General features: G+C 70.3%; 28 protein-coding genes. 22 read left to right on the top strand and 6 right to left on the bottom strand.

The genetic code is table 11. The features are described 5' to 3' along the window. The first annotated feature begins 79 nt into the window (after positions 1-79). From ACXDC7_RS09620 to ACXDC7_RS09635, 4 genes are read left to right on the top strand one after another with little or no spacing between them, the layout of a single operon-like run. The gene (locus tag ACXDC7_RS09620) at positions 80-1,630 is read left to right on the top strand and encodes an ABC transporter substrate-binding protein (protein ID WP_459221982.1); all 1,551 of its coding nucleotides are present in this window, start codon (positions 80-82) and stop codon (positions 1,628-1,630) included. Positions 1,631-1,643: 13 nt separating this feature from the next. After that, positions 1,644-2,705 carry an ABC transporter permease gene (locus tag ACXDC7_RS09625; RefSeq protein ID WP_459221983.1) on the top strand — a complete coding sequence of 354 codons (1,062 nt, stop codon included), beginning with the start codon at positions 1,644-1,646 and terminating at the stop codon, positions 2,703-2,705. Then, a complete protein-coding gene (locus ACXDC7_RS09630) occupies positions 2,702-3,517 on the top strand; it encodes an ABC transporter permease (RefSeq protein WP_179443756.1) in 816 nt (271 codons plus the stop codon). The genes ACXDC7_RS09625 and ACXDC7_RS09630 overlap by 4 nt, the downstream gene beginning before the upstream one ends. Then, positions 3,517-5,355 (top strand): ABC transporter ATP-binding protein, encoded by a 1,839-nt coding sequence (locus ACXDC7_RS09635; RefSeq protein WP_459221984.1) that lies wholly within the window; start codon positions 3,517-3,519, stop codon positions 5,353-5,355. Before ACXDC7_RS09630 ends, ACXDC7_RS09635 begins: the two co-directional genes overlap by 1 nt. A 13-nt stretch (positions 5,356-5,368) precedes the next feature. Here ACXDC7_RS09635 and ACXDC7_RS09640 read toward each other — a convergent pair whose 3' ends face one another. Continuing rightward, positions 5,369-6,736: a short-chain fatty acid transporter gene (locus tag ACXDC7_RS09640; protein WP_459221985.1), complete on the bottom strand. Its 1,368-nt coding sequence runs from the start codon at positions 6,734-6,736 to the stop codon at positions 5,369-5,371. A gap of 127 nt (positions 6,737-6,863) precedes the next feature. After that, positions 6,864-8,066, bottom strand: coding sequence for a glycoside hydrolase family 27 protein (locus ACXDC7_RS09645; protein ID WP_459221986.1), 1,203 nt, complete (start codon positions 8,064-8,066; stop codon positions 6,864-6,866). 278 nt (positions 8,067-8,344) lie between these two features. Between ACXDC7_RS09645 and rpmE the strand changes: the two genes are divergently transcribed. The 16 genes from rpmE to ACXDC7_RS09725 all read left to right on the top strand — a co-directional run bounded on the left by rpmE (position 8,345) and on the right by ACXDC7_RS09725 (position 21,018). Beyond that, on the top strand, positions 8,345-8,554 hold the full coding sequence (rpmE, locus tag ACXDC7_RS09650; protein WP_179443753.1) for a 50S ribosomal protein L31: 210 nt from the start codon (positions 8,345-8,347) through the stop codon (positions 8,552-8,554). Between the two features lie 15 nt (positions 8,555-8,569). Continuing rightward, positions 8,570-9,661, top strand: coding sequence for a peptide chain release factor 1 (gene prfA, locus ACXDC7_RS09655; RefSeq protein WP_459222821.1), 1,092 nt, complete (start codon positions 8,570-8,572; stop codon positions 9,659-9,661). Continuing rightward, complete coding sequence (gene prmC / locus ACXDC7_RS09660) at positions 9,658-10,536, top strand: peptide chain release factor N(5)-glutamine methyltransferase (protein ID WP_459221987.1); 879 nt, start codon at positions 9,658-9,660, stop codon at positions 10,534-10,536. Before prfA ends, prmC begins: the two co-directional genes overlap by 4 nt. Before the next feature lie 50 nt (positions 10,537-10,586). Further along, a complete protein-coding gene (locus ACXDC7_RS09665; protein WP_459222822.1) occupies positions 10,587-11,279 on the top strand; it encodes an L-threonylcarbamoyladenylate synthase in 693 nt (230 codons plus the stop codon). Further along, entirely contained in the window at positions 11,272-12,405 is a 1,134-nt protein-coding gene (locus ACXDC7_RS09670) for a glycosyltransferase family 4 protein (protein WP_179443750.1), read from the top strand. Before ACXDC7_RS09665 ends, ACXDC7_RS09670 begins: the two co-directional genes overlap by 8 nt. A 115-nt stretch (positions 12,406-12,520) precedes the next feature. Then, positions 12,521-13,042 (top strand): hypothetical protein, encoded by a 522-nt coding sequence (locus ACXDC7_RS09675; protein WP_459221988.1) that lies wholly within the window; start codon positions 12,521-12,523, stop codon positions 13,040-13,042. A 110-nt stretch (positions 13,043-13,152) separates the two neighbouring features. Further along, entirely contained in the window at positions 13,153-13,320 is a 168-nt protein-coding gene (locus tag ACXDC7_RS09680; RefSeq protein WP_179443748.1) for a hypothetical protein, read from the top strand. Positions 13,321-13,357: 37 nt separating this feature from the next. Next, complete coding sequence (gene atpB, locus ACXDC7_RS09685) at positions 13,358-14,188, top strand: F0F1 ATP synthase subunit A (RefSeq protein WP_179446359.1); 831 nt, start codon at positions 13,358-13,360, stop codon at positions 14,186-14,188. Positions 14,189-14,268: 80 nt separating this feature from the next. Further along, on the top strand, positions 14,269-14,487 hold the full coding sequence (locus tag ACXDC7_RS09690; RefSeq protein ID WP_179443747.1) for an ATP synthase F0 subunit C: 219 nt from the start codon (positions 14,269-14,271) through the stop codon (positions 14,485-14,487). Between the two features lie 26 nt (positions 14,488-14,513). Continuing rightward, positions 14,514-15,050, top strand: coding sequence for a F0F1 ATP synthase subunit B (locus tag ACXDC7_RS09695; RefSeq protein ID WP_459221989.1), 537 nt, complete (start codon positions 14,514-14,516; stop codon positions 15,048-15,050). Then, a complete protein-coding gene (locus ACXDC7_RS09700; protein ID WP_459221990.1) occupies positions 15,047-15,916 on the top strand; it encodes a F0F1 ATP synthase subunit delta in 870 nt (289 codons plus the stop codon). Before ACXDC7_RS09695 ends, ACXDC7_RS09700 begins: the two co-directional genes overlap by 4 nt. A gap of 64 nt (positions 15,917-15,980) precedes the next feature. Beyond that, on the top strand, positions 15,981-17,618 hold the full coding sequence (gene atpA, locus ACXDC7_RS09705) for a F0F1 ATP synthase subunit alpha (RefSeq protein ID WP_459221991.1): 1,638 nt from the start codon (positions 15,981-15,983) through the stop codon (positions 17,616-17,618). A gap of 33 nt (positions 17,619-17,651) precedes the next feature. After that, positions 17,652-18,557: a F0F1 ATP synthase subunit gamma gene (locus tag ACXDC7_RS09710; protein ID WP_459221992.1), complete on the top strand. Its 906-nt coding sequence runs from the start codon at positions 17,652-17,654 to the stop codon at positions 18,555-18,557. 7 nt (positions 18,558-18,564) lie between these two features. Continuing rightward, positions 18,565-20,025 (top strand): F0F1 ATP synthase subunit beta, encoded by a 1,461-nt coding sequence (gene atpD, locus ACXDC7_RS09715; protein ID WP_459221993.1) that lies wholly within the window; start codon positions 18,565-18,567, stop codon positions 20,023-20,025. A 1-nt stretch (position 20,026) separates the two neighbouring features. Further along, positions 20,027-20,443, top strand: a complete 417-nt coding sequence (locus ACXDC7_RS09720) for a F0F1 ATP synthase subunit epsilon (protein ID WP_179443741.1) — start codon at positions 20,027-20,029, stop codon at positions 20,441-20,443. 128 nt (positions 20,444-20,571) lie between these two features. Continuing rightward, entirely contained in the window at positions 20,572-21,018 is a 447-nt protein-coding gene (locus ACXDC7_RS09725; RefSeq protein WP_459221994.1) for a DUF2550 domain-containing protein, read from the top strand. A 24-nt stretch (positions 21,019-21,042) separates the two neighbouring features. Here ACXDC7_RS09725 and ACXDC7_RS09730 read toward each other — a convergent pair whose 3' ends face one another. Further along, positions 21,043-21,654, bottom strand: a complete 612-nt coding sequence (locus ACXDC7_RS09730) for a cob(I)yrinic acid a,c-diamide adenosyltransferase (RefSeq protein ID WP_459221995.1) — start codon at positions 21,652-21,654, stop codon at positions 21,043-21,045. Between the two features lie 64 nt (positions 21,655-21,718). Between ACXDC7_RS09730 and ACXDC7_RS09735 the strand changes: the two genes are divergently transcribed. Then, positions 21,719-22,384 (top strand): peptidylprolyl isomerase, encoded by a 666-nt coding sequence (locus ACXDC7_RS09735; protein WP_459221996.1) that lies wholly within the window; start codon positions 21,719-21,721, stop codon positions 22,382-22,384. 2 nt (positions 22,385-22,386) lie between these two features. Here the strand turns inward: ACXDC7_RS09735 and ACXDC7_RS09740 are convergent, their stop codons facing one another. Together ACXDC7_RS09740 and ACXDC7_RS09745 are read right to left on the bottom strand one after the other, a co-directional pair. Next, on the bottom strand, positions 22,387-23,157 hold the full coding sequence (locus tag ACXDC7_RS09740; RefSeq protein ID WP_459221997.1) for an alpha/beta fold hydrolase: 771 nt from the start codon (positions 23,155-23,157) through the stop codon (positions 22,387-22,389). Then, on the bottom strand, positions 23,154-23,420 hold the full coding sequence (locus ACXDC7_RS09745) for a hypothetical protein (protein WP_218843598.1): 267 nt from the start codon (positions 23,418-23,420) through the stop codon (positions 23,154-23,156). The genes ACXDC7_RS09740 and ACXDC7_RS09745 overlap by 4 nt, the downstream gene beginning before the upstream one ends. 78 nt (positions 23,421-23,498) lie before the next feature. On the opposite strand from ACXDC7_RS09745, the gene nucS reads away from it, so the two are divergent. Continuing rightward, the gene (gene nucS, locus ACXDC7_RS09750; RefSeq protein WP_459221998.1) at positions 23,499-24,200 is read left to right on the top strand and encodes an endonuclease NucS; all 702 of its coding nucleotides are present in this window, start codon (positions 23,499-23,501) and stop codon (positions 24,198-24,200) included. Here nucS and ACXDC7_RS09755 read toward each other — a convergent pair. Then, entirely contained in the window at positions 24,152-24,838 is a 687-nt protein-coding gene (locus ACXDC7_RS09755) for a GyrI-like domain-containing protein (RefSeq protein WP_459221999.1), read from the bottom strand. The two genes, nucS and ACXDC7_RS09755, sit on opposite strands and share 49 nt — an antisense overlap. Positions 24,839-24,865 lie beyond the last annotated feature (27 nt).

A 24,865-nucleotide genomic window follows, 5' to 3' on the forward strand; every position in this document is an offset into this window, starting at 1 on the left:
GCCAACCTTGACCTCCCGGACGCCGCGTCCTAGCTTCTCAGCAGCAAAGCGAGGTGGTGATGAGTCGATGAGGGCGCAGATGGATCGCCGCGACTTCGTCCGCCTCGGTCTGGCCGGAGCAGCCGGTGCGTCCGGTCTGCTGGCCGGTTGCGGCGGCACCGTGCCCGCGCCGCCCGACCCGAACCTTCCGCAGGTGCCGGGCGGCCGTTATGCCCACGGTGCCACCGGCGGCGGCCTGAACGACACCCTCGACGCGCACTTCCCGGTGACCACGCCGGACATCGCTCGGGTGAACAATCTCTACGAGCCGTTGTTCCAGTTCGATTTCGACGCCCAGGCCCAGCCCTGCCTGGCCGAGAGCGTGGAGCCGAACGCCGATGCGACCGTGTGGACGGTCCGCCTGCGCCCGGACGTGATCTTCCACAACGGCAAGCCGATGACCGCCGACGACGTGATCTTCAGTCTCCGGCGCGCGCTGGACCCGGACAATCCGTCGCCGGCCGCCAGCGAGCTGAGCATGCTGGACCCGGCGCGGATCCGGCGGATCGACGACCGCACGGTCGAACTGCCGCTGGACTCGGCCTATGCCGAGGTCGACCAGTTGTTGGCCAACTACGCCCTGGGCATCGTGCCGACCGGTTACGATCCCGCGGCCCCGATCGGCACCGGCCCCTTCGCCGCGCGCGAGTTCGCCCCCGGCGCTCGCAGCGTCTTCAGTCGGTTCGACGGCTACTGGCGCGCGCCCGCGTTCGTCGACGAGCTGATCATCTACGACTTCAACGACGACGCGGCGAAGGTCAACGCGCTGTTGGCCGGTCAGGTGCAGAGCATCGACGGGCTGCCGCAGTATCTCGCCCAGTCCGTCCAGCGGCAGGGGGTCAGCCCGCTGATCGCCGAGACCGGTGCCTGGATGCCGTTCACCATGCGCGTCGACGTGGCGCTGCTGGGCGATGTGGACGTGCGCAATGCGCTGCGGTGGGCGGCCGACCGGCAGCAGATGATCGACCAGGCCCTCAGCGGCTACGGCACGCTCGCCAATGACGTCTACTCACCGTTCGATCCCGCCTACGTCGGCGACCGGTTCGAACAGCGCGAGCAAGATCCCGAGCGCGTGCGGTCCCTGCTCCGCAAGGCCGGCCGCGAGGACCTGCAGCTCGAGCTGGTCACCTCCTCGGCGGTCGGCTCGGGCGCCGTGCAGTCCGCGCAGGTGTTTGCCGAACAGGCGCGCTCGTGCGGCATCGACGTCGCGCTGCGGGTCACCGATTCTTCGGTGTTCTACGGCGAGCGCTACCTGCAGTGGGACTTCGCGATGGATTTCTGGAACACCCGCAACTATCTCGCGCAGGTGGCCCAGTGCGCGCTGAAGGACTCGCCCTACAACGAGACGCACTTCGACGACGCCGAGTTCGTCGCGATCATCGACCGGGCGCGCCGCGAGCTGGATCCCGGCCGGCGGGCCGAACTGCTGGGCGAGGCCCAGCGGATCGAGTACGAACGCGGCGGCTACCTGATCCCGTTCTTCAAGCAACAGGTCGATGCCCATTCCAATCTGGTCCAGGGTCTGCGCCCGAGCCGATTCCTGCCGATGTCTGGTTTCCGCTTCCAGTACGCCTCCCTGGTACGCCCATGAGTCTGGTACGCACATGAGCGCCGACCCCGCCGCCACCACGCCCCGCCGGCCCGACGCCGGCCCGGCGTCACCGTCCGGGCGTACCCGGCCCCGCCGACCGGGATCGGCGCGCGGCTGGGCCGGCTGGCTCGCCCGGCGGATCGGCCTGGCGATCCTGACCCTGTTCGTCGTCTCGGTGCTGATCTTCTTCGCCACGGTCGCCCTCGGCGACCCGGTCCGCGCGATCCTCGGCCGCGACTATGTGAACAGTCCCGAACGGGTGGCGACGCTGCGCGCCGAGCTGGGGCTGGACCGCCCACCGGTGCAGCGGTACCTGGACTGGCTGGGCGGCCTGTTCACCGGCGACCTCGGTACCTCGCTGGCCAACCGCACCCCGGTCGCCGACCTGATCGCGCAGCCCGTGATCAACTCCGCCGTGCTGGTCCTGATCGCGACGCTGGTGATCATCCCGCTCTCCTTCGGCCTCGCGCTGTGGTCGGCGAGTGCCCGCGGGAAGCGGGCCGATCACATCATCCAGACGGTGCTGCTGGCGCTCGCGGGGCTCCCGGAGTTCGTGATCGGCATCGTGCTCGTCGCCGTCTTCTCCACCACTGTCTTCTTCGTGCTGCCGGCCGTCACGATCAGCCCGGGCGGCGATGCGCCCTGGCTGCAGCCGGCGTCGATGGTGCTGCCCGTGCTCACCCTGGTGCTCACCGTCGCGCCCTATGTGTCGCGGATCGTCCGGGCGACGCTGGTCGAGGTGTTGGACAGTGACTATGTCGCGCTGGCCCGGCTCAAGGGCGTACCCGAGAGCGTCGTCGTCCGCCGGCATGCGCTGCGCAATGCGCTGGTGCCCGGTGTCCAGGTGACCGCGCTGCAGCTCGCCTGGTTGGCCGGCGGGATCGTGATCGTGGAGTACCTGTTCTCCTATCCCGGCATCGGCGCCCAACTGGTCTCCGCGGTGAACAACAACGACGTCCCGGTGGTGCTCGCGCTGGCGATGATCATCGCGGCTGTCTACGTCGTGGTGAACCTGATCGCCGACATCGCCTCGATCCTGCTCACCCCTCGCGCCCGGACGGCGATCGCCGGATGATCGCCCGCCTGCTCCGCCAGCCCCGCTTCGTCGTCGGAGCGGTGATCACCCTGCTGGTTGTCGCGCTCGCCCTGCTCGGGCCGCTGTTCGCCCCGCACGGCGAGAACGACATCGTGGGCAACCCGTTCACCCTGGAGGGGGCATTCCTCGGCACCGACTACCTCGGCCAAGACGTCTTGTCGCGGGTCCTGCACGGCGGTCGGTCGATCCTGGTCAATGCGCTGCTGGCAACGGCCCTGGGGATGGGCCTCGGTGTCACGATCGGGCTGATTGCGGCGTATGCCGGCGGATGGCCCGACGAGATCTTGATGCGGGCCAACGACATCATGCTGGCCTTCCCGCCGATCCTGCTGGCGCTGGTCGTGCTGGCCTCGGTGGCGACGCCCACCTCCTGGATGATCATCGTCCTGGTCGGCATCTCGCACGCCCCGCGCGTGGCCCGGCTGACCCGTGGCGTCGCGCTGTCGCTGGTCTCGCGCGACTACGTGTCGGCGGCCAGGGCCCTGGGTGAATCGCCGCTGCGCATCGTGCTCTTCGAGGTGTTGCCCCAGATGACGGCGCCGCTGCTCGCCGAGGCGGGCCTCCGGCTGACCTATTCGATCGCGATGATCGCCGGGCTCGGCTTCCTCGGTTTCGCCACGGACCCGACGGCGGCCGACTGGGGTCAGATGATCAACGAGAACCGGCTGGCGCTGCTGGTGCAGCCCTGGGGCGAACTGGCCCCGGTGCTGGTGATCGGCATCTTCACCATCGGCACCAACATGCTTGCCGACGGGGTCTCCCGGGTCGCGGCCGCGGGGGAGGAGCGCTGATGAACGGCGAGCGGCCCGGACCTGCGTGCGTGGTGACCGATCTCGGCGTCGCCCTGTCCGGCACCGGTATCGACGTGGTCGACGACATCGACCTCGTGCTCGCGCCGGGCGAGGTGGTGGCGCTGGTCGGGGAGTCCGGCTCCGGCAAGACGACGGTCGGTACGGCGCTGCTCAATTACGCCCGCGAGGGCGCGGTGATCGATGCGGGAAGCGTGGTGATCGGCGACCGCGACCTGCTGGAGCTGCCGCCGGCGCAGGTCCGGCGGGCGCGCGGCGACGACATCGCCTATGTTCCCCAGGACCCGGCGGCGGCGCTGAATCCGAGCATCCGGATCGGCCGCCAGATCGTCGAGCTGTTGGAACTGCGCGGGGTCGGTACGCCCGCCGAGCGGGATGCCTGGGCCCGGGAGGGGCTGCGCGATGTGGGGCTGCCCGACGACGATGAGTTCCTTGCCCGCTACCCCCACCAGCTCTCGGGGGGACAGGTGCAGCGCGTCGCGCTGGCGATGTGCTTCCTGCCGCGGCCGTCGGTGCTGGTGTTGGACGAGCCGACCACGGGCCTGGATGTCAGCAGCCAGCGGCTGGTCCTGCAGACCATGGCCCGGCTGTGCCGCGACTACGGCATCGCCGCGCTGTATGTCACCCACGATCTTGCCGTCGTCGGCAATGTCGCGGACCGGGTGCTGGTGATGTATGCGGGCCAGGTCGTCGAGCAGGCGCCGCGCGACGCGCTGTTCGCCGACCCGGCGCATCCCTACACGCGGGCGCTGCTGGACGCGATCCCGCATCTGGACACCGCCCGTTCGCTGACCGGCATCCCGGGGACGACGCCCGGCCCCGGCCGGCGACCGGAGGGCTGCCGGTTCCATGATCGTTGCGGGTTCGCCGAGCCCCGGTGTGCGGAGACCGCCCCCGCGCTGATCGGCGTGCGGGACGCGGGGGAGTCGCCGGAGCCCGAACCGGTCAGCGGCGAGCCCGGCCAGCACCTGGCCCGCTGCGTACGGATCGGCGAGCTGCCGCGCTGGGACCCCGACCGTGGCGACATCCCCGACGCCGACCCGCAGCGGGCGCGGTCGGTGCTGCTCGAGGTCCGCGATCTGCGGGTGCGCTACGGCCGCAACGAGGTCGTGCACGGGGTCAGCTTCGACGTCGCCCGCGGCGAGGTGGTGGCCCTCGTCGGCGAGTCCGGATCGGGCAAGACGACCATCTCGCGCGCCGTCGGCGGCCTGATCGACAACTGGACCGGCCAGATCGCGCTGCACGACCGCGACGGCGCGGTGCACGATCTGGCCCGCGGCGCGCGTCGACGCACCGCCCGGGACCGGCAGCGGGTGCAGTACATCTTCCAGAATCCCTACCTGTCGCTGAATCCGCGGATGACCGTCGAGCAGATCATCGCCCGCCCGCTGAAGGTGTTCGGGCTGGCCAGCGGTGCCGCGGCCCGCGACCGGGTCGCCGAGCTGCTGGAGGCGGTGGCCCTGGGCCCGACAGTGGCGCGCTACCGGACCAACCGGTTGTCCGGCGGCGAGCGGCAACGGGTCGCCATCGCCCGGGCCCTGGCCGCCGAGCCGGACCTGCTGGTCTGCGACGAGATCACCTCTGCGCTCGACGTCTCGGTCCAGGGCGCGATCGTCGAGCTGCTGGAGGGCCTGCGCCGCGACCGCGGTATCGGGATGCTCTTCGTCACCCACAACCTCGCCCTGGTCCGGTCGATGGCCGCTCGGGTCCAGGTACTGCACGACGGTTCGCTGGTCGAGGGCGGCGAGACCGGCGCCGTGATGGACCGGCCGAGCCAAGACTACACCCGGGGACTGCTCGCCGACACCCCGACGCTCTGACCCGCGGCGCGGCTCAGGTGACGGAGACGATCAGCAGGGTCGCCGCGAACACCAGCCCGCTGGCGAGCAGCGTGATCGTGGTGTAACCGAGGATGTCGCGCATCTTCAGCCCCGCGATCGCCAGCAGCGGCAGCGCCCAGAACGGCTGGATCATGTTGGTCCACTGGTCGCCGTAGGCCACCGCCATGATGGCGATCGCCGGATCCACCCCGAGCCGCGAGGCGGCGTCCAACAGGATCGGTGCCTGGACCGCGAACTGCCCGCCGCCCGACGGCACGAAGAAGTTGACCAGGCCGGCCGACAGCAGCGCCAGCAGCCCGAAGGTCTGCGGCGTGGCGACGGCGACGATCGCATCCGACAACACGCCGATCAGCCCGGAGTCGGTCATGATCCCGAGGATCCCCGCATAGAGCGGGAACTGGAGCAAGATCTCCCCGACATTCGAGGCAGCGTTCTTGGTCAGCCCGATCAGCTCGAGCGGGCTGCGCACGATCAGCAGGATCAGCGCGAGGAAGGACCAGTTGACGATGTCCAGGGTCAGCGATCCGCCGGTGGCGAAGTGCAGGATCAGGTACGCCGTGAGCAGCAGCCCGATTGCCAGCGTCGGGATCCGGGAGGCGTCCAGCCGGTCGGCGGGGGTGGTGATGTCCTCGGCCGGCGCCGCCGGCTCGGCCGCCTGCTCGGCGGTGAGCTCGACGATCTGGCCGCCGCCGCGGGGCGCGACCAGCCAGAGCGCACCGAGGACGGCGAGCACGGTGGCGACGATGGCGATCAGGTTCCAGGTGGAGAACGTGGTTTCGGTGATCGGAATCGTGCGGCCGAGTTGATCGGCGATGAACGAGCCGGGGGTCGCGGCGGTGAGCGGGCCCGAGCCCGAATAACCCATGTGCCAGACCACGAACCCCGAGAAGCCCGCGGCCACCAGCATCGGGAAGTGCAGCCGCAGCCCGCGTTCGCGGCCGCTGCGGGCGACCTCGAGCGCCAGCAGGCCCGCGACGACGAGACCGAGGCCCCAGGTGATCAGGCTGGCCACCGCCGCGACGAGGGCGACGAAAAGGTAGGCCTGCATCGGGGTCTTCGGGATCCGCGCCAGGGCGACGAGGAGGCGGCGTACCGGACGGGTGTTGGCGAGGATCGTCCCGAGCAGCAGGATCAGCGCCATCTGGGTGATGAAGGACAGCAGTCCGGAAAGCCCGTCGCCCCAGGCGATGATCACCTCGACCGGACCGGTCGGGGTCAGCACCAGCGCGGCGATCGCGACGATGAACGTGAGCGCGATCGCGAACACCAGCGCCGACGGAATGAACCGCTCGACGAGGGAGTTGATCGGACGCATCGCCGCCGCCAGGGGCGCGTGGTCGGACGGGGCTGGCTGGGACATCGTCGTCACCTCGTGGTCGTCGTTCGCTGTGCCCGATCAGATCATGCCGTGACGGATCGGCGCGTCAGGACGATCATGCGGGCGCCGGGGCGGTTCGGCAAAGTCGCCGGCCTCGACGACGCGTGGGTCAGCGGCCGACCGGCGTCAGCACGTACAGCGCGGTGTCGTGGGAGGCCACGGACGTTCCGATTCGCCCGCCCGCCTGGCCCTGCACCTGTCCGGTCCACGCATCGGTGACCCGGTAGCGGCCGGTCACCCCCAGCTCGGTGAACGTGGTGCGCAGGTCGGCCGAGGCGCCGCCGGTGTTCAGCAGGGCCACCGCGTAGCGGCCGCCCGAAAGCTCCTTGCGCCAGACGTCGTAGCCGGCCTCGCGCCGGATCCGTTCGGCCTGCCGGCCCAGCGGGTCCTGATCGATGGCGATCACGCTGCGGTTGGCGACGATTTCTCGGGTCTCGGCATCCAGCGCGGTCAGGTCCGTGCCCAGCATCAACGGCGATGCCAGCATCGCCCACATTGCGAAGTGGCTACGGTTCTCGGCGGGCGTCAGGGAGCCATTGCCGATCTGCAGCATGTCCGGGTCGTTCCAGCCCCCCGGGCCGGCATGGGGCGCGAGCTCGGCCTGGCGCTCGATGATGCTCGAGACGGCGCTCCAGTTCGGCGCGATGTCGCTGGTGGTACGCCAGAGGTTCGCGATGTCCGGCCCCCACTGCCACGGTTGCGTCTCGCCGTACTCCGAGATCGAATAGACGATCGGGCGCCCGGTCGCGGCGAGCGCATCACGCATCTCGGCGAAGGCAGCCTGCCGCTCGATGCCGTCGCGTTCGGCCTGGCACCAGTCGTACTTCAGGTAGTCGACACCCCACGCGGCGAAGGTGTCGGCATCCACCTGTTCGTAGCCGAGGCTGCCGATGCCGCGGACGGGGTAGTTGTCCCAGGTGTTGGCACAGGTCAGGCTGCCGGGCACGGAGTAGATGCCGAACTTCAGGCCCCGGGCATGCACATAGTCGGCGAGCGCGGCGATGCCCGACGGGAAGCGTTCCGGGTCGGAGAACAACCTTCCGTCGGCACCGCGGCCGCCCTGCCAGCAGTCGTCGACGACCACGTACTCATACCCTGCCTCCCGCAGCCCGGAGTCGACGATCGCGTCCGCGGCGTCCTTGACCACCTGCTCGGAAACGTCATAACACTTGACCTGGTTCCAGGAGTTCCAGCCCATCGGTGGGGTGCGGGCGAGCCCGTTGTCCAGCGCCATTGCCCGCCCGGCCGGCAGCGCCAGCACGGTGATCAGGCAGACGAGGCTGACTGCCAGGCCGGTTCGGCAGCGGTTCATCGGGGGCCTCCGGTGCGACGGTGGAACGGGGAGCGATGAGGTGCGAGGGGCGCAACCGCGCCGGATACATCGGATCAATCCTGCGCGGGAGGGTTCGCGGTTGTCAACGACCCCCGGCGCGGCACGGGGAATAGGGGGCGCTCGGGTTTGGTTGCAACGGGTGTCTGCGGCACAATGATTGGTCGGTGTGCCGCGGGCGCACTCCCTTTCCGATCCGGTTCACGTCGAACGCGCCGCCCGGCGCCGGCGACCCGGGTCACCATGACAAGGAGCTCAGCATGAAGCAGGGGATTCATCCCACCTACGTGGAGACCCAGGTGACCTGCACCTGTGGCAACTCGTTCACCACCCGCAGCACCGCGCCCGACGGCGTGATCCGCGCCGAGGTCTGCTCGGCCTGCCACCCGTTCTACACGGGCAAGCAGAAGATCCTCGACACCGGCGGCCGCGTGGCCCGCTTCCAGAAGCGGTACGCCAAGAAGTCCTGACGACAAGTTGCCGTCCTGACAACGCAGCGTGACGGCGCCGCCGACGGGGTCTTCGACCCCGGCCCGGTCCGCGCCGAGTACGCCGAACTCGAATCCGCACTGGCCGATCCGGCCACCCACGCCGATGCGGCGCGGGTGCGCCGGGTCGGCCGTCGTCATGCCGAGCTCGGCCCGCTGATCCGCGCCTTCGACGAGCGCGAGGCCCTGACCGAGGACCTGCGCGCGGCCCGCGAGCTGGCCGCCGAGGACCCGGCCTTCGCCGTGGAGGCCGACGCGCTGGCCGCCCGCCTGAGCGACAACACCGAGCGACTGACCCGCCTGCTCGCACCGCGCGACCCCAACGACTCCGCCGATGCGATCGTCGAGATCAAGTCCGGCGAGGGCGGTGAGGAGTCGGCCCTGTTCGCCGGCGACCTGTTGCGGATGTACACCCGCTATGCCGAGGCGCGGGGCTGGAAGGTCGAGGTGCTCGACGCGCAGGAGACCGAACTCGGCGGCTACAAGTCGGTCACCGTGGCGATCAAGTCGCCGGGCACGGGCGGCGACGTCCAGCCCTACGGGGTGCTCAAGTTCGAGGGCGGTGTGCACCGGGTGCAGCGGGTGCCCGTGACCGAGACCCAGGGGCGCGTGCACACCTCGGCCGCCGGGGTGCTGGTGATGCCCGAGGTCGAGGCGACCGAGGTCGAGGTCGACCCGAACGACCTGCGGATCGACGTCTTCCGCTCCTCCGGGCCCGGCGGGCAGGGCGTCAACACGACCGACTCCGCGGTCCGGATCACCCACCTTCCCACCGGCATCGTGGTGTCGTGCCAGAACGAGCGCTCGCAGTTGCAGAACCGCGAGCAGGCGATGCGGATGCTGCGCGCCCGCCTGGTCGCCCGCGCCGAGGAGGAGGCGGCCGCGGCCGCCTCCGATGCCCGGCGCTCGCAGGTGCGTACCGTCGACCGGTCCGAGCGGATCCGCACCTACAACTTCGGTGAGAACCGGATCGCCGACCACCGGATCGGCTTCAAGGCCTACAACATGGACGCCGTGCTGGACGGCGACCTCGACGCCGTGCTGGCAGCGCTCGCCGAGGCCGATCTTGCCGAGCGGCTCGGCCGGTGACCGAACAGGTACGCCGCCTCGCGGCCGCGCTGGCCGGCGGGCCGGGGGAGAGCCCCGCGGCCGAGGCGCGGATCCTGCTCGCGCACGTGCTCGGCACCGAACCCGCGCGGCTGATCACCGCGGCGCCGCCGGACGCCGCACAGCGCGCCCGGCTGGACGAGCTGGTGGCGCGGCGGCTGACCGGCGTACCGATCCAGCACCTGACCGGCGAGGCGTACTTCCGCCGGATCAGGCTGGCGATCGGGCCCGGCGCGTTCATCCCGCGGCCCGAGACCGAGGTGCTGACCGGATGGGCCGTCGAGCGCCTGACGACGATGATCGCCCGCGGTACGCAGACGCCGGTCGTCGTCGAGCTCGGCACCGGTTCCGGCGCGATCGCCGCGGCGCTGGCCGACGAGGTGCCCGGGGCGCGGATCCATGCCGTCGAGCTCTCCGACGACGCCCTGGCGTGGGCGGCCCGTAATCTCGCCGGGACCGGGGTCGACCTGCGACACGGCGACCTCGCCGACGCCTTCGGCGATCTGGACGGCGGGGTCGACCTGGTGATCGCGAACCCGCCCTACATCCCGCTGGAGCACTGGGCGGGCGTACCGGCCGAGGTGCGCGAGCACGACCCCGATCTCGCCCTGTTCTCCGGTCCCGATGGCCTGGTAGCGATGCGGGCGGTCGCCGACACGGCGCGGCGGCTGCTGCGCCCCGGCGCGATGGTCGGCGCCGAGCATGCCGATGTGCAGGGTGAGAGCGCGCCCGCGGTCTTCGTCGGCGCCGGCTTCGACGACGTCGTCGATCATCCCGACCTGGCCGGCCGACCCCGGTTCGTCACGGCGCGGCGGCCCGGAGGCGGCGGTCCCCGCTCTGGCAGGATGGAGCGGTGAACAGCCCCGACCCGGCAGGCGCGGCGCCGGGCGACCCGGCGCCCTCCCGGATCATCGCGACCTCCGACCTGGGCCAGGCGAGCGCCCGGGCGCGCCGGCTGATCGTCGCCGGCAAGTGCATCGTGATCCCGACCGACACCGTGTACGGGATCGCCGCGGATGCCTTCGACGCGGAGGCCGTGCAGCGGCTGCTGGACGCGAAGGGTCGCGGACGCGACATGCCGCCCCCGGTCCTGGTGGCCGACGAGGCCGTGGCGATGGCGCTGGCCGTCGACGTGCCGCAGGCCGCGCGGGACCTGATGGCGCGTTTCTGGCCGGGCCCGCTGACGCTGGTGCTGCAGGCGCAGCCCAGCCTGCGGCTGGACCTCGGCGAGACCGCGGGCACCATCGCCGTCCGGGTTCCCGATCATGAGGTGGCCCGGGCCGTGTTGACCATGACCGGACCGCTGGCGGTGAGCAGCGCCAACAAGTCGGGCCGGCCGGCCGCGCGCACCGCCCAGGAGGCCGACCACCAGCTCGGGCTGTCGGTCGGTGCCTATCTGGATGCCGGGCGCACCGGTGACGGGCCGGCCTCGACCATCGTTGACTTCGCCGCGACCCGCGACGGGCGCGTGCTGCGCCTCGGCGGGATCTCCCTGGACCAACTGCGCGAGGTCGCCCCCGCGGTGGCCGGTCCCGCGGGCCAGCCGCCTGACCCGGGGGTCACGGATGACTCGCCGGCGGACGGGCCCGCGCATGCGTGAGTACCTGCTGGTCTTCACCATCGCGGCGATCGTGGCCTACCTGATGAGCGGGCTGTGCCGCCGCGTCGCGGTCCGCGCGGGCGCGGTGGCCACCGTCCGCGAGCGCGACATGCACACCGTGCCGATTCCCTATCTCGGCGGCGTGGCGATGTTCTTCGGCGTGGCCGCGGCCTTCCTGGTCGGGGTCAACCTCCCGTTCCTGGGCCGGCTCGAACTGGTCCGCCACGATGCCTGGGCGGTGCTCGCCGCCGCGGCCGTGATCTGCGCCGTCGGGGTGCTGGACGATCTGTTCGAGCTGAACGCGCTGGCCAAACTCGCCGGTCAGATCCTCGCGGCCGGTCTCGTCGTGGCGCTCGGCGTGAAGATGTTGTGGATACCACTGCCCGACCAGATCTTCACCCTGGACGCCACCTCCTCGATCGCGATCACCGTCTTCTTCATCGTCTTGTGCACCAACGCGGTGAACTATGTCGACGGGCTCGACGGCCTCGCCGCGGGGGTGATCGCCATCGGGGCGTTGGCGTTCTTCCTCTATGCCTACTGGCTGACCGCCGATGCCGACATCTCCCGGGCCACCACCGCCAGCCTGATCACGGTCGCGGCGGCCGGGGCCTGCATCGGCTTCCTGCCGCACAACTTCTTTCCGGCCCGGATCTTCATGGGCGATTCCGGTGCCATGCTGCTCGGGTTGTTGTTGGCCACCTCGGCCATCAGCCTGACCGGGCAGATCGACTCCTCGCGGCTGGCCGACGCGTCCGGCCAGGCATCCCAGGCGGGCGGGCTGCTCCCGGCGTACCTGCCGCTGGTGCTGCCGCTCGCGGCCCTCGCCCTGCCGTTCCTGGACTTCGCGCTCGCGGTCGTCCGGCGGACCATCCGGGGTCACTGGTGGTGGGTCGCGGACAAGCAGCACCTGCACCACCAACTCGTCGCGCGCGGCCACAGCCACCGCAACGCCGTCGTGCTGATGTATGTCTGGGCCGCCCTGATCTCGTTCGGCACCATCGCCATCGGGCTGACCGGTCAGTGGATCACCGTGTTGGCCCTGGTGCTGGCCGGCGCGATCATCGCCTGGGTCACCGTCGGCCCGATCAGCCGCCGGATCCAGACCCGCCAGCAGCCGCACTGAGTTCCGCCGCGTCGGCGTTGGCGCGGGCCGCGGAGTTTGTGCTAGCTTTCACAAGCAACGCAGGCGCCACCGACAAGGCTGGCCGATCGGCAGGAATGCGACCACAATGACGACCATGACCGCCCCTGGTGAGCAGTCCGGGGACGCGCCTGTCCGCGAGGTCCTCCCCGGTCCCGTGCAGCGCAGCGTCCTGGCCGGGCGTGCCCGCGCGCTGCTGGTCGGCGGCATGGTCGGTGCCCACCTGCTGGCGCTTCCGGTGATCGTCACCGCCGCCGTGCTCGACGGGGCCCGCGGTGCGGTCTCGGCCGCCCTCGGCGCGGCCCTCGCCCTGCTCTTCTACACCTTCGGCCAGGCCGTCCAGGTGCGCTTCGCCGGCGCCTCGGCAACCACCCTGATGGCCGCCTCGCTCGCGTCCTTCGGGGTACGCGCCGGCCTGCTCGCCGCCGCCTTCACCGGCTGGCTCAATCTCGATCCCGCCGCCCAGTCCCGGCTGGCCCCCGCGGCCCTGGCCGCCGGCGTCGGGGCCGGCGTGATCGGCTGGCTGCTGGGCCTCGCGCGGGCATACTCCAGGCTGCGCATCCTGGCCTTCGACGAGCCCGAGCCGGCGCCCTCCGATGCAGGGGTCGGTGCCAGATGACCGGATTCGACCGGACTGCTAGAGTCCGAGCCGCCGACCCGGCACGGACCCCCTCCGACAGCGATGCGGCGCGCATCGAGGCGGCCGATCACCGGGGCATGAACGAGGGCATGCGAGTGCTGTCGTACCTGATCGCCGGGCCGCTGTGCTACGGGGGTCTCGGCTGGCTCGGTGACCGGTTCTTCCAGACCGGATTCCTCGTGCCGGTCGGCGTACTGGTCGGCACCGCACTGTCCATTGTCCTGATCATCAGGCGATACGCGAGGTCGGATTCATGATCATCGCGTGCAGAGAGGAGACTTCGTGGGCGGTCTGATGCCCCTCGCCTTCCCGCAGGCCGGTGGCGGCGAGGAGGGCGGCGTACCGGAGTACCACGCGCCGTCCGTCGAGAAGGACTTCATGTTCACCGGGGGCTTCATCCCCGGCGTGGACTGGGTCAACAAGCCCTTCGTCCAGGCGTTGCTCGCCTTCCTGATCGTGCTGATCGTCTGGCTGCTGGCCTCCCGCAAGCTCAAGGTCGTGCCGTCCAAGGCGCAGTACCTCGCCGAATATGCCTACGATTTCGTTCGCAACGGCATCGCCCGCGACGCGCTCGGCCACGAGTTCCGCGGCTACCTGCCGCTGCTGATGAGCCTGTTCTTCTTCCTGCTGATCAGCAATGTCTTCGGGATCACGTTCTTCCTGATGTATCCGACCGCGGCGAGCATCGGCTACGCCTGGGGCCTGGCGTTCCTGGTCTGGATCGTCTACAACGCGGCCGGCATCCGCAAGCACGGCGCGATGTACTTCAGGAACAGCCTGATCCCGGCCGGCGTACCGGTCTGGCTGATGCCGATCATCATCCCGATCGAGTTCTTGTCCAACTTCATCATCCGCCCCGTCACGCTCGGCCTGCGACTCTTCGGCAACATGTTCGCCGGACACGTCGTGGTGCTGGTGTTCACCGTGGGCGGCGGCTGGCTGCTGCTCTACGGGTTGCATGCCGCCAACGGCTTCGGCGTGATCAACAACATCGCCGGCGGTGCCGCGCTGATCTTCTCGATGGCGATCTTCTCCCTCGAGCTGCTGATCGCCGGCCTGCAGGCCTACGTCTTCACCGTCCTGGCCGCCCAGTATGTCGCCTCGGCGACCGCCGAGGAACACTGACCACCCGTCCCGACAACCCCGAACTTCCTACAAGTTGCGAACTTCAAGTAGAAGCAAGAGTTCTCGAAAGGAACCCTGACATGGAAACTGTCGTCTCCGGCTCCCTGAACATGATCGGCTACGGCCTGGCCGCCATCGGCTCGGGCATCGGCGTGGGCCTGATCTTCGCCTCGGTCATCCAGGGCACCGCCCGCCAGCCCGAGGCCCGCGGCGCGATGATGGGCACCGCCTGGATCGGCTTCGCCGTGGTCGAGGCTCTCGCCATCCTGGCGCTGGCCTTCTCCTTCGTTCTGCAGTGATCAACTCCACGACCGACTGAGGACCCATGGAAATCGACTTCGGGCCGCTGCTCCCGCACTACCCGTCGGAGATCATCGCGGCCATCGTGTTCACGATCATCCTGACGATCGTGATGGCCAAGTTCGTCGTGCCTTCCTTCGAGAAGATGTACGCCGAGCGCCGCGACGAGATCACCGGCGGCATGGAACGGGCCGAGAAGGCCCAGCAAGAGGCCGAGGCAGCGCTGAAGAAGTACCAGGCGCAGCTCGCCGAGGCCCGCGAGGAGGCCGCGCGGATCCGGGAGGACGCCAAGAACCAGGGCGCCCAGATCATCACCGAGATGCGCGAACAGGCCAACGCCGAGGCCGCCCGGATCCGCGAGGCCACCCAGGCCCAACTGGAGGCCGAGCGCAAGCAGGCGATGGACCAGTTGCGCGGTGAGGTCGGCGGCCTGGCCACCACCCTGGCCGGCCGGATCGTCGGGGAGTCCCTCGATGACGACGAGCGGGCGCGTCGCACCATCGACCGTTTCATCGCCGACCTGGAGGCCCAGGATTCGGCACCGACCGGCGGTGCGTCGTGACCGACCAACAGCCGGAGCTCGATCTCGAGACGGGTCATCTCCTCGCGGGCCACAATGTGGCCGGCCAGGAGACCCGGCTCGGCACCCTGGACACCGCCCTGGACCGGATCCTCGGCGGCCGTCCGGAGGCCGCGGGGTCGATCGCCCCGGACCTGTTCGCGGTGGTCGACGCGCTCGACGCGCAGCCCGCGCTGCGCCGGGCGCTGACCGATCCGGGTACGCCCGCGCGGACCCGCAAGGGCGTCGCCGAACGGCTGTTCGGCGGCCGGATCGGCGACTCCGCCGTGGCGCTCGTGGCCGATGCGGCGGCGCTGCGCTGGTCGTCGATGTCCGACCTGGCGGCCGCGCTCGAGCGCGAGGCCGTCCGGGCCGAGCTGATCGCCGCGCAGGCCGACGGCAACCGGTTGGACGCCGTCGAGGACGAGCTGTTCCGCTTCGAGCGACTGGTGGCGGGTGACCGGCCGCTGCGCGACGCGATCGCCGATCGCTCGGTGTCCGTCGCCGGGCGAGCCGACCTGGTCGGGTCGTTGCTGCAGGGCAAGGCCGATCCGGCGACCGCGCTGCTGGCCCGCCGGGCCGTCGCGGCGCGGGAGCGTACCTTTGCCCGGACGCTGGAGCACTACCTGGTGCTGGCGGCTGAGCTGCGGCGTCGTGCGGTGGCGACCGTGCGGGTCGCGCGGCCGCTCGACGGCGAGCAGTTCGACCGCCTGCAGGCCGCGCTCAGCAAGTCCGCCGGACGCGCGATCGCGATGCATGTCATCGTCGACCCGAGCATCATCGGTGGTGTCCGCGTCCAACTCGGCGACGAGGTCATCGAGGGCACCATGGCCGCCCGGCTCGACGAGGCCCGCCGAACCATCCGCTGATCCAACTGACCAGACCACGAGTCACCAGACAAAACGAGTCACCAGACAACGAGGAATCCCGCTGATGTCCGAACTCACCATCCGCCCGGAGGACATCCGGAGCGCGCTGGACAGCTTTGTCCAGAACTACACCCCCGAAACGGCGGCGACCGAGGAGGTCGGCACCGTCATCACCTCCGGCGACGGCATCGCCCGCGTCGAGGGCCTGCCCTCGGCCATGGCGAACGAGCTGCTGGAGTTCGACAACGGCACGATGGGCATCGCGCTGAACCTCGACGTCCGCGAGATCGGTGTCGTGGTGCTCGGCAACTCCGAGGGCATCGAGGAGGGTTCTGAGGTCAAGGGCACCGGCGAGGTGCTGTCGGTGCCCGTCGGCGACGGCTACCTCGGCCGCGTGATCGACGCCATCGGCAACCCGATCGACGGGCTCGGCGAGATCAGCCCGCTGGACGGTCGGCGCGCGCTGGAGCTGCAGGCCGCCGGCGTGATGGATCGCCAGGAGGTACGCGAACCGCTGGCAACCGGCATCAAGGCCATCGACTCGATGACCCCGATCGGCCGCGGCCAGCGGCAGTTGATCATCGGCGACCGGAAGACCGGCAAGACCGCCATCGCCGTCGACACGATCATCAACCAGAAGGCCAACTGGGCCTCGGGCGACCCGAAGCAGCAGGTCCGGTGCATCTACGTCGCCGTCGGCCAGAAGGGCTCCACGGTTGCCGAGGTGAAGCGCACGCTGGAGGAGGCGGGCGCGATGGAGTACACCACCATCGTCAACGCCCCGGCGTCGGATCCCGCGGGCTTCAAGTACCTCGCCCCCTACACCGGCTCGGCCATCGGCCAGCACTGGATGTACCAGGGCAAGCACGTGCTGATCGTCTTCGACGACCTGACCAAGCAGGCCGAGGCGTACCGCGCGATGTCGCTGCTGCTGCGTCGCCCGCCGGGCCGTGAGGCCTACCCCGGCGACGTGTTCTACCTACACTCCCGGCTGCTGGAGCGTTGCGCCAAGCTGAACGACGAGCTGGGCGCCGGCTCGATGACCGGCCTGCCGATCATCGAGACCAAGGCCAATGACGTCTCGGCGTTCATCCCGACCAACGTCATCTCGATCACCGACGGCCAGATCTTCTTGCAGTCCGACCTGTTCAACGCCAACCAGCGGCCGGCCATCGACGTCGGCATCTCGGTCTCCCGCGTCGGCGGCGCGGCCCAGACCAAGGCGATGAAGAACGTCACCGGCCCGCTGAAGGTGAACCTGGCGCAGTACCGCGACATGCAGGCCTTCGCGATGTTCGCCTCCGACCTGGACGCCACCTCGCGGCGCCAGCTCGAGCGCGGCGCGCGGATGACGGAGCTGTTGAAGCAGCCGCAGTACGACCCGTACCCGACCGAGAACGAGGTCATCGCGATCTGGGCCGGCAACTCCGGCCACCTCGACGACGTCCCGGTCGACGACGTGCTGCGCTTCGAGTCCGAGTTGTTGGACTACCTCAAGCACAACACCGAGGTGTTGAACGTGATCCGGGAGACCGGGAAGTTCGACGACGACACCGCGTCGGCGGCCGAGAAGGCGATCGCCGAGGTGAAGGCCGGCTTCAAGACCTCCGACGGCAAGTTGCTCGCCGGCAAGGAGGAGTCCGAGCCGATGGAGGACGAGGACGTGGAGCAGGAGCAGATCGTCAAGCAGAAGCGGGGCTGAGCATGCCCGTCAGCCCCGGAGCGGAGCTCAGATATGCCAGCTAGTTTGCGCGAGTTGCGGAGCCGGCGCGCGTCGGTGAGCAACATCAAGAAGATCACCCGCGCGATGGAGCTGATCGCGGCCTCGCGGATCATCAAGGCCCAGCAGCAGGCCCGGGCGGCGGCACCGTACGCCCGGGAGCTGACGCGTGCGGTGTCGGCGCTGGCCACCTTCTCCAATGTGGACCATCCGCTGACCACCGAGCCGGAGGCGCCGAAGCGGGCCGGCGTGTTGTTGATCACCTCCGACCGCGGCCAGGCCGGGGCGTACTCCTCGAGCGTGATCAAGGCCGGCGAGCAGTTGAACGAGAAGCTGCACCGCGAGGGCAAGGAGGTCGTCACCTTCATCACCGGGCGCAAGGGGCAGGCGTTCTACAACTTCCGCCGGCGCCCGCTGGAGGCGGCATGGGACGGCTTCTCCGATTCGCCGACCTATGCCAACGCCCGGGAGATCTCCGATGCGCTGCTCGAGGCGTTCCTGACGCCGACCGAGGAGGGCGGGGTGGACGAGATCCACGTCGTCTACACCCGGTTCGTGTCGATGCTGACCCAGCGCCCCGAGGTGATCCGGCTGCTGCCGCTCGAGGTCGTCGAGGGTGAGGCACCGCCCGCCGAGGACGAGGCCCTGCCGCTGTATGAGTTCGAACCCGATGCCGAGACCGTGCTGGACGAGATGCTCCCGCTGTATGTCTCCAGCCGGATCTTCTACTGCCTGCTGCAGTCCTCGGCCTCGGAGCTGGCGGCGCGGCAGCGCGCGATGAAGGCGGCCACGGACAATGCCGAGCAGCTCATCGAGAGCCTGACGCGCCAGGCCAACCAGGCCCGGCAGGCGTCCATTACCCAGGAAATCAGCGAGATTGTCGGTGGCGCGAGCGCGCTCGCCGACGCGACCAGCGAGTGAGGCGAGCATGACCGCGACAACGACCCCTGACCAGCAGACGACCGACCAGCGCGAGCCCGGCGTGGGCCGCGTGGCCCGGGTGATCGGCCCGGTGGTGGACGTCGAGTTCCCCGCCGACCAGATGCCCGACATCTACAACGCTCTGACCGTCGAGACCGACGTGATGGGTGAGAAGCGCACGATGACCATGGAGGTCGAGCTGCACATCGGCGACAACATGGTGCGCGCGATCGCCCTGAAGCCGACCGACGGCATGCAGCGTGGGGCCAAGGTCACCGACACCGGCGCGCCGATCACGGTGCCCGTCGGCGAGGTGTCCAAGGGCGTGGTCTGGAATGTCACCGGCGAGGCGCTGAACATCGAGCAGTCTGAGCTGAAGATTGACGAGCGCTGGCCGATCCACCGTCCCGCGCCCAAGTTCGACGAGCTGGAGTCCAAGACCGAGATGCTGGAGACCGGCATCAAGGTGCTGGACCTGCTCACCCCGTACGTGCAGGGCGGCAAGATCGGTCTGTTCGGCGGCGCCGGCGTCGGCAAGACCGTGCTGATCCAGGAGATGATCTACCGGATCGCCCACAACTTCGGTGGCACCTCGGTGTTCGCCGGGGTGGGGGAGCGGACCCGCGAGGGCAACGACCTGATCACCGAGATGGAGGAGGCGGGCGTCCTCGGCGACACCGCCCTCGTCTTCGGCCAGATGGACGAGCCGCCGGGCACCCGGCTGCGCGTCGCGCTGACCGCGCTGACCATGGCCGAGTACTTCCGCGACGTGCAGAACCAGGACGTGTTGTTGTTCATCGACAACATCTTCCGGTTCACCCAGGCCGGCTCGGAGGTCTCCACGCTGCTCGGCCGGATGCCGTCCGCGGTGGGTTACCAGCCGAACCTGGCCGACGAGATGGGCCAGTTGCAGGAGCGGATCACGTCGACCCGCGGTCACTCGATCACCTCGATGCAGGCGATCTACGTGCCCGCCGACGACTACACCGACCCGGCGCCGGCGACCACCTTCGCCCACCTCGACGCCACCACCGAGCTGTCCCGCGAGATCGCCTCCCGCGGCCTCTACCCGGCCGTGGACCCGCTGACCTCGACCTCGCGCATCCTCGATGCGCAATACATCGGCCAGCAGCACTACGACGTGGCCACCGAGGTGAAGGGGATTCTGCAGCGCAACAAGGAGCTGCAGGACATCATCGCGATCCTGGGTGTCGACGAGCTGTCCGAGGAGGACAAGATCATCGTCGCCCGCGCCCGGCGGATCCAGCAGTTCTTGTCGCAGAACACCTACATGGCGGAGAAGTTCACCAATGTGCCGGGTTCGACCGTGCCGGTGGCCGAGACCGTCGAGTCGTTCAAGATGATCTGTGACGGCAAGGTCGACAACCTGCCCGAGCAGGCCTTCTTCAACACCGGCAACATGGACGACGTGGAGAAGCAGGCCGCCGAGCTCGAGAAGGCCAACTGAGATGGCCGAGCAGGCCGCCAACGAGTTGCACGTCGAGGTGGTCTCGGCCGACCGGGTCGTCTGGTCGGGCGAGGCGACCATGGTCGTCGCGCGTACCGTCGAGGGCGATGTCGGCATCATGGCCGGCCACGCCCCGATGCTGTCGGTGATGGTGCCGAACGGCGTCGAGATCGTCACCACCGCCGGGGGGCGTGAGATCGTCGCCGTCGACGGCGGATTCGTCTCCGTGGCTGCCGGTCGGGTGTCGATCCTGAGCGAGTACGCCACCCTGGCCGAGGAGATCTCGCTGGCCGATGCCGAGAAGCGGCTGGCGGCGGCGACCTCGCGGCTGGAGACCACCGGCGACGACGACGAGGACGCGCGCCGCGAGATGCAGCGCGCCGAGGCGCAGGTCCGCGCCGCCCGCAAGGCGAGCTGACCCGACCCGGCGTACCGCCCGTCGTCCCGGTCCGAGCCGGGGCGGCGGGCGTTCGCATTGCCACCGGCGTGCCCGAATCGTTACCGCCCGGTTTTGGCGCGATGCTGAGAGCCCGGTAAGTTTCCGCCATGCTGTTGCCGGTGGTCGAGGTGGCGCTGATCCTCATCGCGCTGCTGATCACCGTGCCGTTGGTGGTGTTGATCTTCCGCCGGCGCTGGTTGGCCCGACATGGCGGCCTGTTCGAGTGCAGCGTGAAGCTCCGTCCCGGACGGGACAACTGGGCCCTCGGGGTGGCGCGCTACAGCGGAGAAGATCTGGAATGGTTCCGGGTCTTCTCCTTTTCTTTTGCCCCGCAGGTGGTGTTCCGGCGCGGGCGTACCTCGGTGATCGCGGTGCGCGATCCCGATGCCGAGGAGAAGGCGATGCTCTACGACGGGCAGCGGATCCTGCGGCTGGATCCGGTCGAGCCGCCGACCGTCGGCCCCGTCGACCTGGCCATGGCGGCCGAATCGGTGACCGGCCTGATGAGCTGGCTGGAGGCCGCCCCGCCCGGTCTGCGCCAGCGCGGCACCTGAGGCCGATCGCCCCCGGCCACCCGGTCAGGCCGGGGGATCGCGGTCGGTGCCGGGCCGCCACAGCACCTCGTTGTCGGTGCCGTTGACCACCCGGACCAGGACGAACAACAGGTCCGACAGCCGGTTCAGGTAGGTCACCGCGAGCGGATTCACGCCGCCGGACCCGCGCTCGCTCCCCGGCTCGGTCCCCAACTCGGCCACGGCGGCCCAGGCCGAGCGCTCGGCCCGACGCACCACCGTGCGGGCGACATGCAGTTGTGCTCCCACCGGGCAGCCGCCGGGCAGGATGAACGAGCGCAACGTCGGCAGACCCTCGGCATGGCGATCACACCAGCGTTCCAGGCGGTCGATCGACGACTGCTCGATCCGCAGCGGCGGATGCTCGGGATCGACGGCGAGCGGCGTGGACAGGTCCGCGCCGAGGTCGAACAGCTCGTTCTGCACCACGCCGAGCACCTCGGCGATCTCGTCGGGCACCGAGCCCTGGGCGAGCGCGACGCCGATCGCGGCATTCGCCTCGTCGACATCGCCGTAGGCCGCGACCCGGGGATCGGTCTTGGCCACCTCGGACAGATCCGACAGGCGGGTGGTCCCGGCATCGCCGGTGCGGGTGTAGATGCGGCTCAGCACGACCATGCGTCTCTCCTCTGTCAGGTCGAGCCTAACCCGGGCGCCGCGTCCGATATGGCACGGTACGCGGGTGACATCTCGTGCACTCGCCGTGCCTGCCGCCCTGCTCCTGGCCGCCGCCGTCGCCGGTTGTGCGCCGCCGGCGCCGGACGGGGCGGACGGCCCGGCGCCCGGCACGGTGTCGTGCGTCTATCGCCCGGACGGTACGCCCGCGCGCCCGGCCGACCCGCCGCCGGCCGAGGTCGCGCCCGGATCCGTCCGGCCCGACTGGGTGATCTCCACCAACGAGGGCGAGATCCCGATCACGCTCGACGTGACCGGCACGCCGTGTACGGCGAACTCCTTCGCCTCGCTTGCCACCCAGGGCTATTTCGACGGCACCACCTGCCACCGGCTGGTCGACACGGGGATCTTCGTGCTGCAGTGCGGCGACCCGACCGGCTCCGGCACCGGGGGACCGGGCTACGTCTTCGACGACGAACTGACCGGGTCGGAGCAGTACCCGCCGGGCACGATCGCGATGGCGAACGCGGGAGCGAACACCAACGGCTCGCAGTTCTTCCTCGTCTATGCCGACACGCCCCTGCCGGCCGACTACACCGTCTTCGCGACGATGGACGAGGCCGGCCTGGAGGTCGTCAACCGGATCGCGGCGGAGGGCCAGGACGGGTCCTCGCCGTCCGGCGGCGGGCGGCCGAACAATGCCGCCGAGCTGCTCACGGTGGCGCCCGGCTGACCTCAGGCGTCGAGGAAGGCGCGCAGCGTACGGACGAACGCGTCGGGCTGTTCGGAGTGCACCCAGTGCCCGGCGCCCTTCACCCGCACGCTGCGCACGCGCGGGAACAGCGCGCGCATCGCCTCGCGGTGCTCGGGGCGCACGTAGTCGGATTCGGCGCCGGCGACCCAGAGCACCGGCCCGTCGAAGGTGGCATCGGTCGCGGGCCACTCGCCGAGCCGGTCGAGCTGGTCGCCGAGCAGGCCCAGGTTCATCTGCCAGCGCCAGTTCTCCGGCGCGGACGCCCGGCGCAGGTTCTGCAGCAGGAAGCCGCGCACGACCGGGTCGGGTACGCCGTCGCGCAGCGCCTCGTCAGCGGCCTCCCGGTCGGGCAGGGCGGCCAGGTCGATCGCCCGCATCGCCGCCACGTAGTCGCCGAACGCGCTCAGCCCGCGATAGTCGGCGGGTGCGATGTCGACGACGACGAGCCGGCGCACCAGCTCCGGCCGGCGCAGCGCGACCTGCATCGCGATCTTGCCGCCCATCGAGTGCCCGACCAGATCGAGGGGGGCGTGCGGGGCCAACGTCTCGGCGACCAGATCGGCATAGCCGGGGTAGTCGACCAGCTCGGTCCACGGCGAGCGCCCGTGGTCCGGCATGTCGACCAGCAGCGAGGTGTGCCCGGGGGTGAGGGCCTTCGCGATCTGCGTCCAGTTCTTGCCCTGGCCGAACAGCCCGTGGGCGAACGCGACATCGGGTTCTCCGGCACCGACCGTGGTGGTCGCCAGGCTCATCGCCCGCCCTCCGGGCCGAAGCGCAGCCAGCACGGATGGTGCCAGTGCCGGCGCTCGGCGGCTCCGTCGGCGCTGCGCCAGGCCACCAGGTGCGGCGTACCCGCCGCGATCGGCCGCTGGCAGCCGGGGCAGCGGTACTCCTTCAGCGCTCCGGCGCCGCTCACCCGGCGGACGACCCAGCCGGCCGGCGCGGACGCGTCTGCCGCGAGGCCCGCGGACAGCGGCCGGGCCGGGCGCAGATGCTTGCTGGGGCGGCGGGCCATGATCAGCATCGCCCGGCGGGCGGGTTCGCAGACACCGATTCGCTCACCTCGTCAGTCTGTCAGCTACGCTCCGATGCCGTGCGCCTGGTTGTTGCTGACTGCTCCGTCGACTACGCGGGCCGGCTCACCGCCCACCTGCCGATGGCGACCCGGCTGATCCTGATCAAGGCCGACGGGTCGGTCTCGATCCACGCCGACGACCGGGCCTACAAGCCGCTGAACTGGATGAGCCCGCCGTGCACCCTGACCATCGACGAGTCACCCGAACCGGACGAGGCGGCGCCCGGGGTGGCGCTGGAGGCCCGCTGGCAGGTCCGCGGTAAGGACGGCGAGCTGCTGCAGATCTCGATCGCCCGGGTGCATCACGACTCCTCCCACGAGCTCGGGGTCGATCCGGGGCTGCGCAAGGACGGCGTGGAGGCCCATCTGCAGGAGTTGCTGGCGGCCAATCCCGAGACCCTGGGGCGGGGCTGGGCGCTGGTCCGCCGCGAGTTCCCGACGGCGATCGGGCCGGTCGACCTGTTGTGTCGCGACGCCGATGGCACGCACATCGCGGTCGAGGTGAAGCGCCGCGGCGAGATCGACGGGGTGGAACAGCTCACCCGTTACCTTGAGCTGCTGAACCGGGATCCGCTGTTGGGGAAGGTACGCGGGGTCTTCGCCGCGCAGGCGATCAAGCCGCAGGCCCGGGTGCTCGCGACGGATCGCGGCATCGCCTGCGTGACGGTGGACTACGACGCGCTGCGCGGTCTCGACGATCCGGATTCGCGGCTGTTCTGAGTCCGGACCACCGGCTGGCGCAGGATCGTCCGCAGTCTCTCCGGCGCCGACCGGCGCGGGTCGCCGAGGTAGATCTCGTGGTGCCGACCGGTCAGTCCGAGCCCGTTGGCCGGCAGGAACTCGTCGTGCAACGCGGCCAGCACGGGGCCCTCGGCGTCGTAGGGGCCGATGTGCAGCGTCTGCACCACCAGATCCTCGGCCAGGGTTTCGGCCCGCAGCGCGTCGATCGCCGGGGCGCCACCCTTGCGGCGTACCGTCTCGCGGGCCTCGGCGACCGCCGCCGCATCGAGCCAGTCGGGGATCATGATCATCGCCGTCCAGTCCCAGCGCGATTTGTCGCGGGCGGCGGTGAACGCGGCCATGTCGTCGGCCCACCACAGCGCCTCCAGCGGCGGAACCGTGTAGTCGCGGCCGAGCTCGGAGCGGCTGGCGAACTTCAATCGGTACGCCACGGGGTAGAGCGTGGCCAGCGCATCGGCATAGCTGCTCGCCGTGTTCGGATCGCCGTGTCCGTCGATCATCAGGTAGCGCAACGGCGGCACCGTGATCAACTCGAAGCGCCCGCGCGGCGCGCTGTAGCAGGCGAGTTCGCGCTTGAAGTCGATCTTGCCCGCCGCGGCGTCCGCATTCGCTGGCATGGGCGAATCCTCACAGATCGCAGGGTC

It is taken from the genome of Naumannella huperziae (assembly GCF_054073625.1).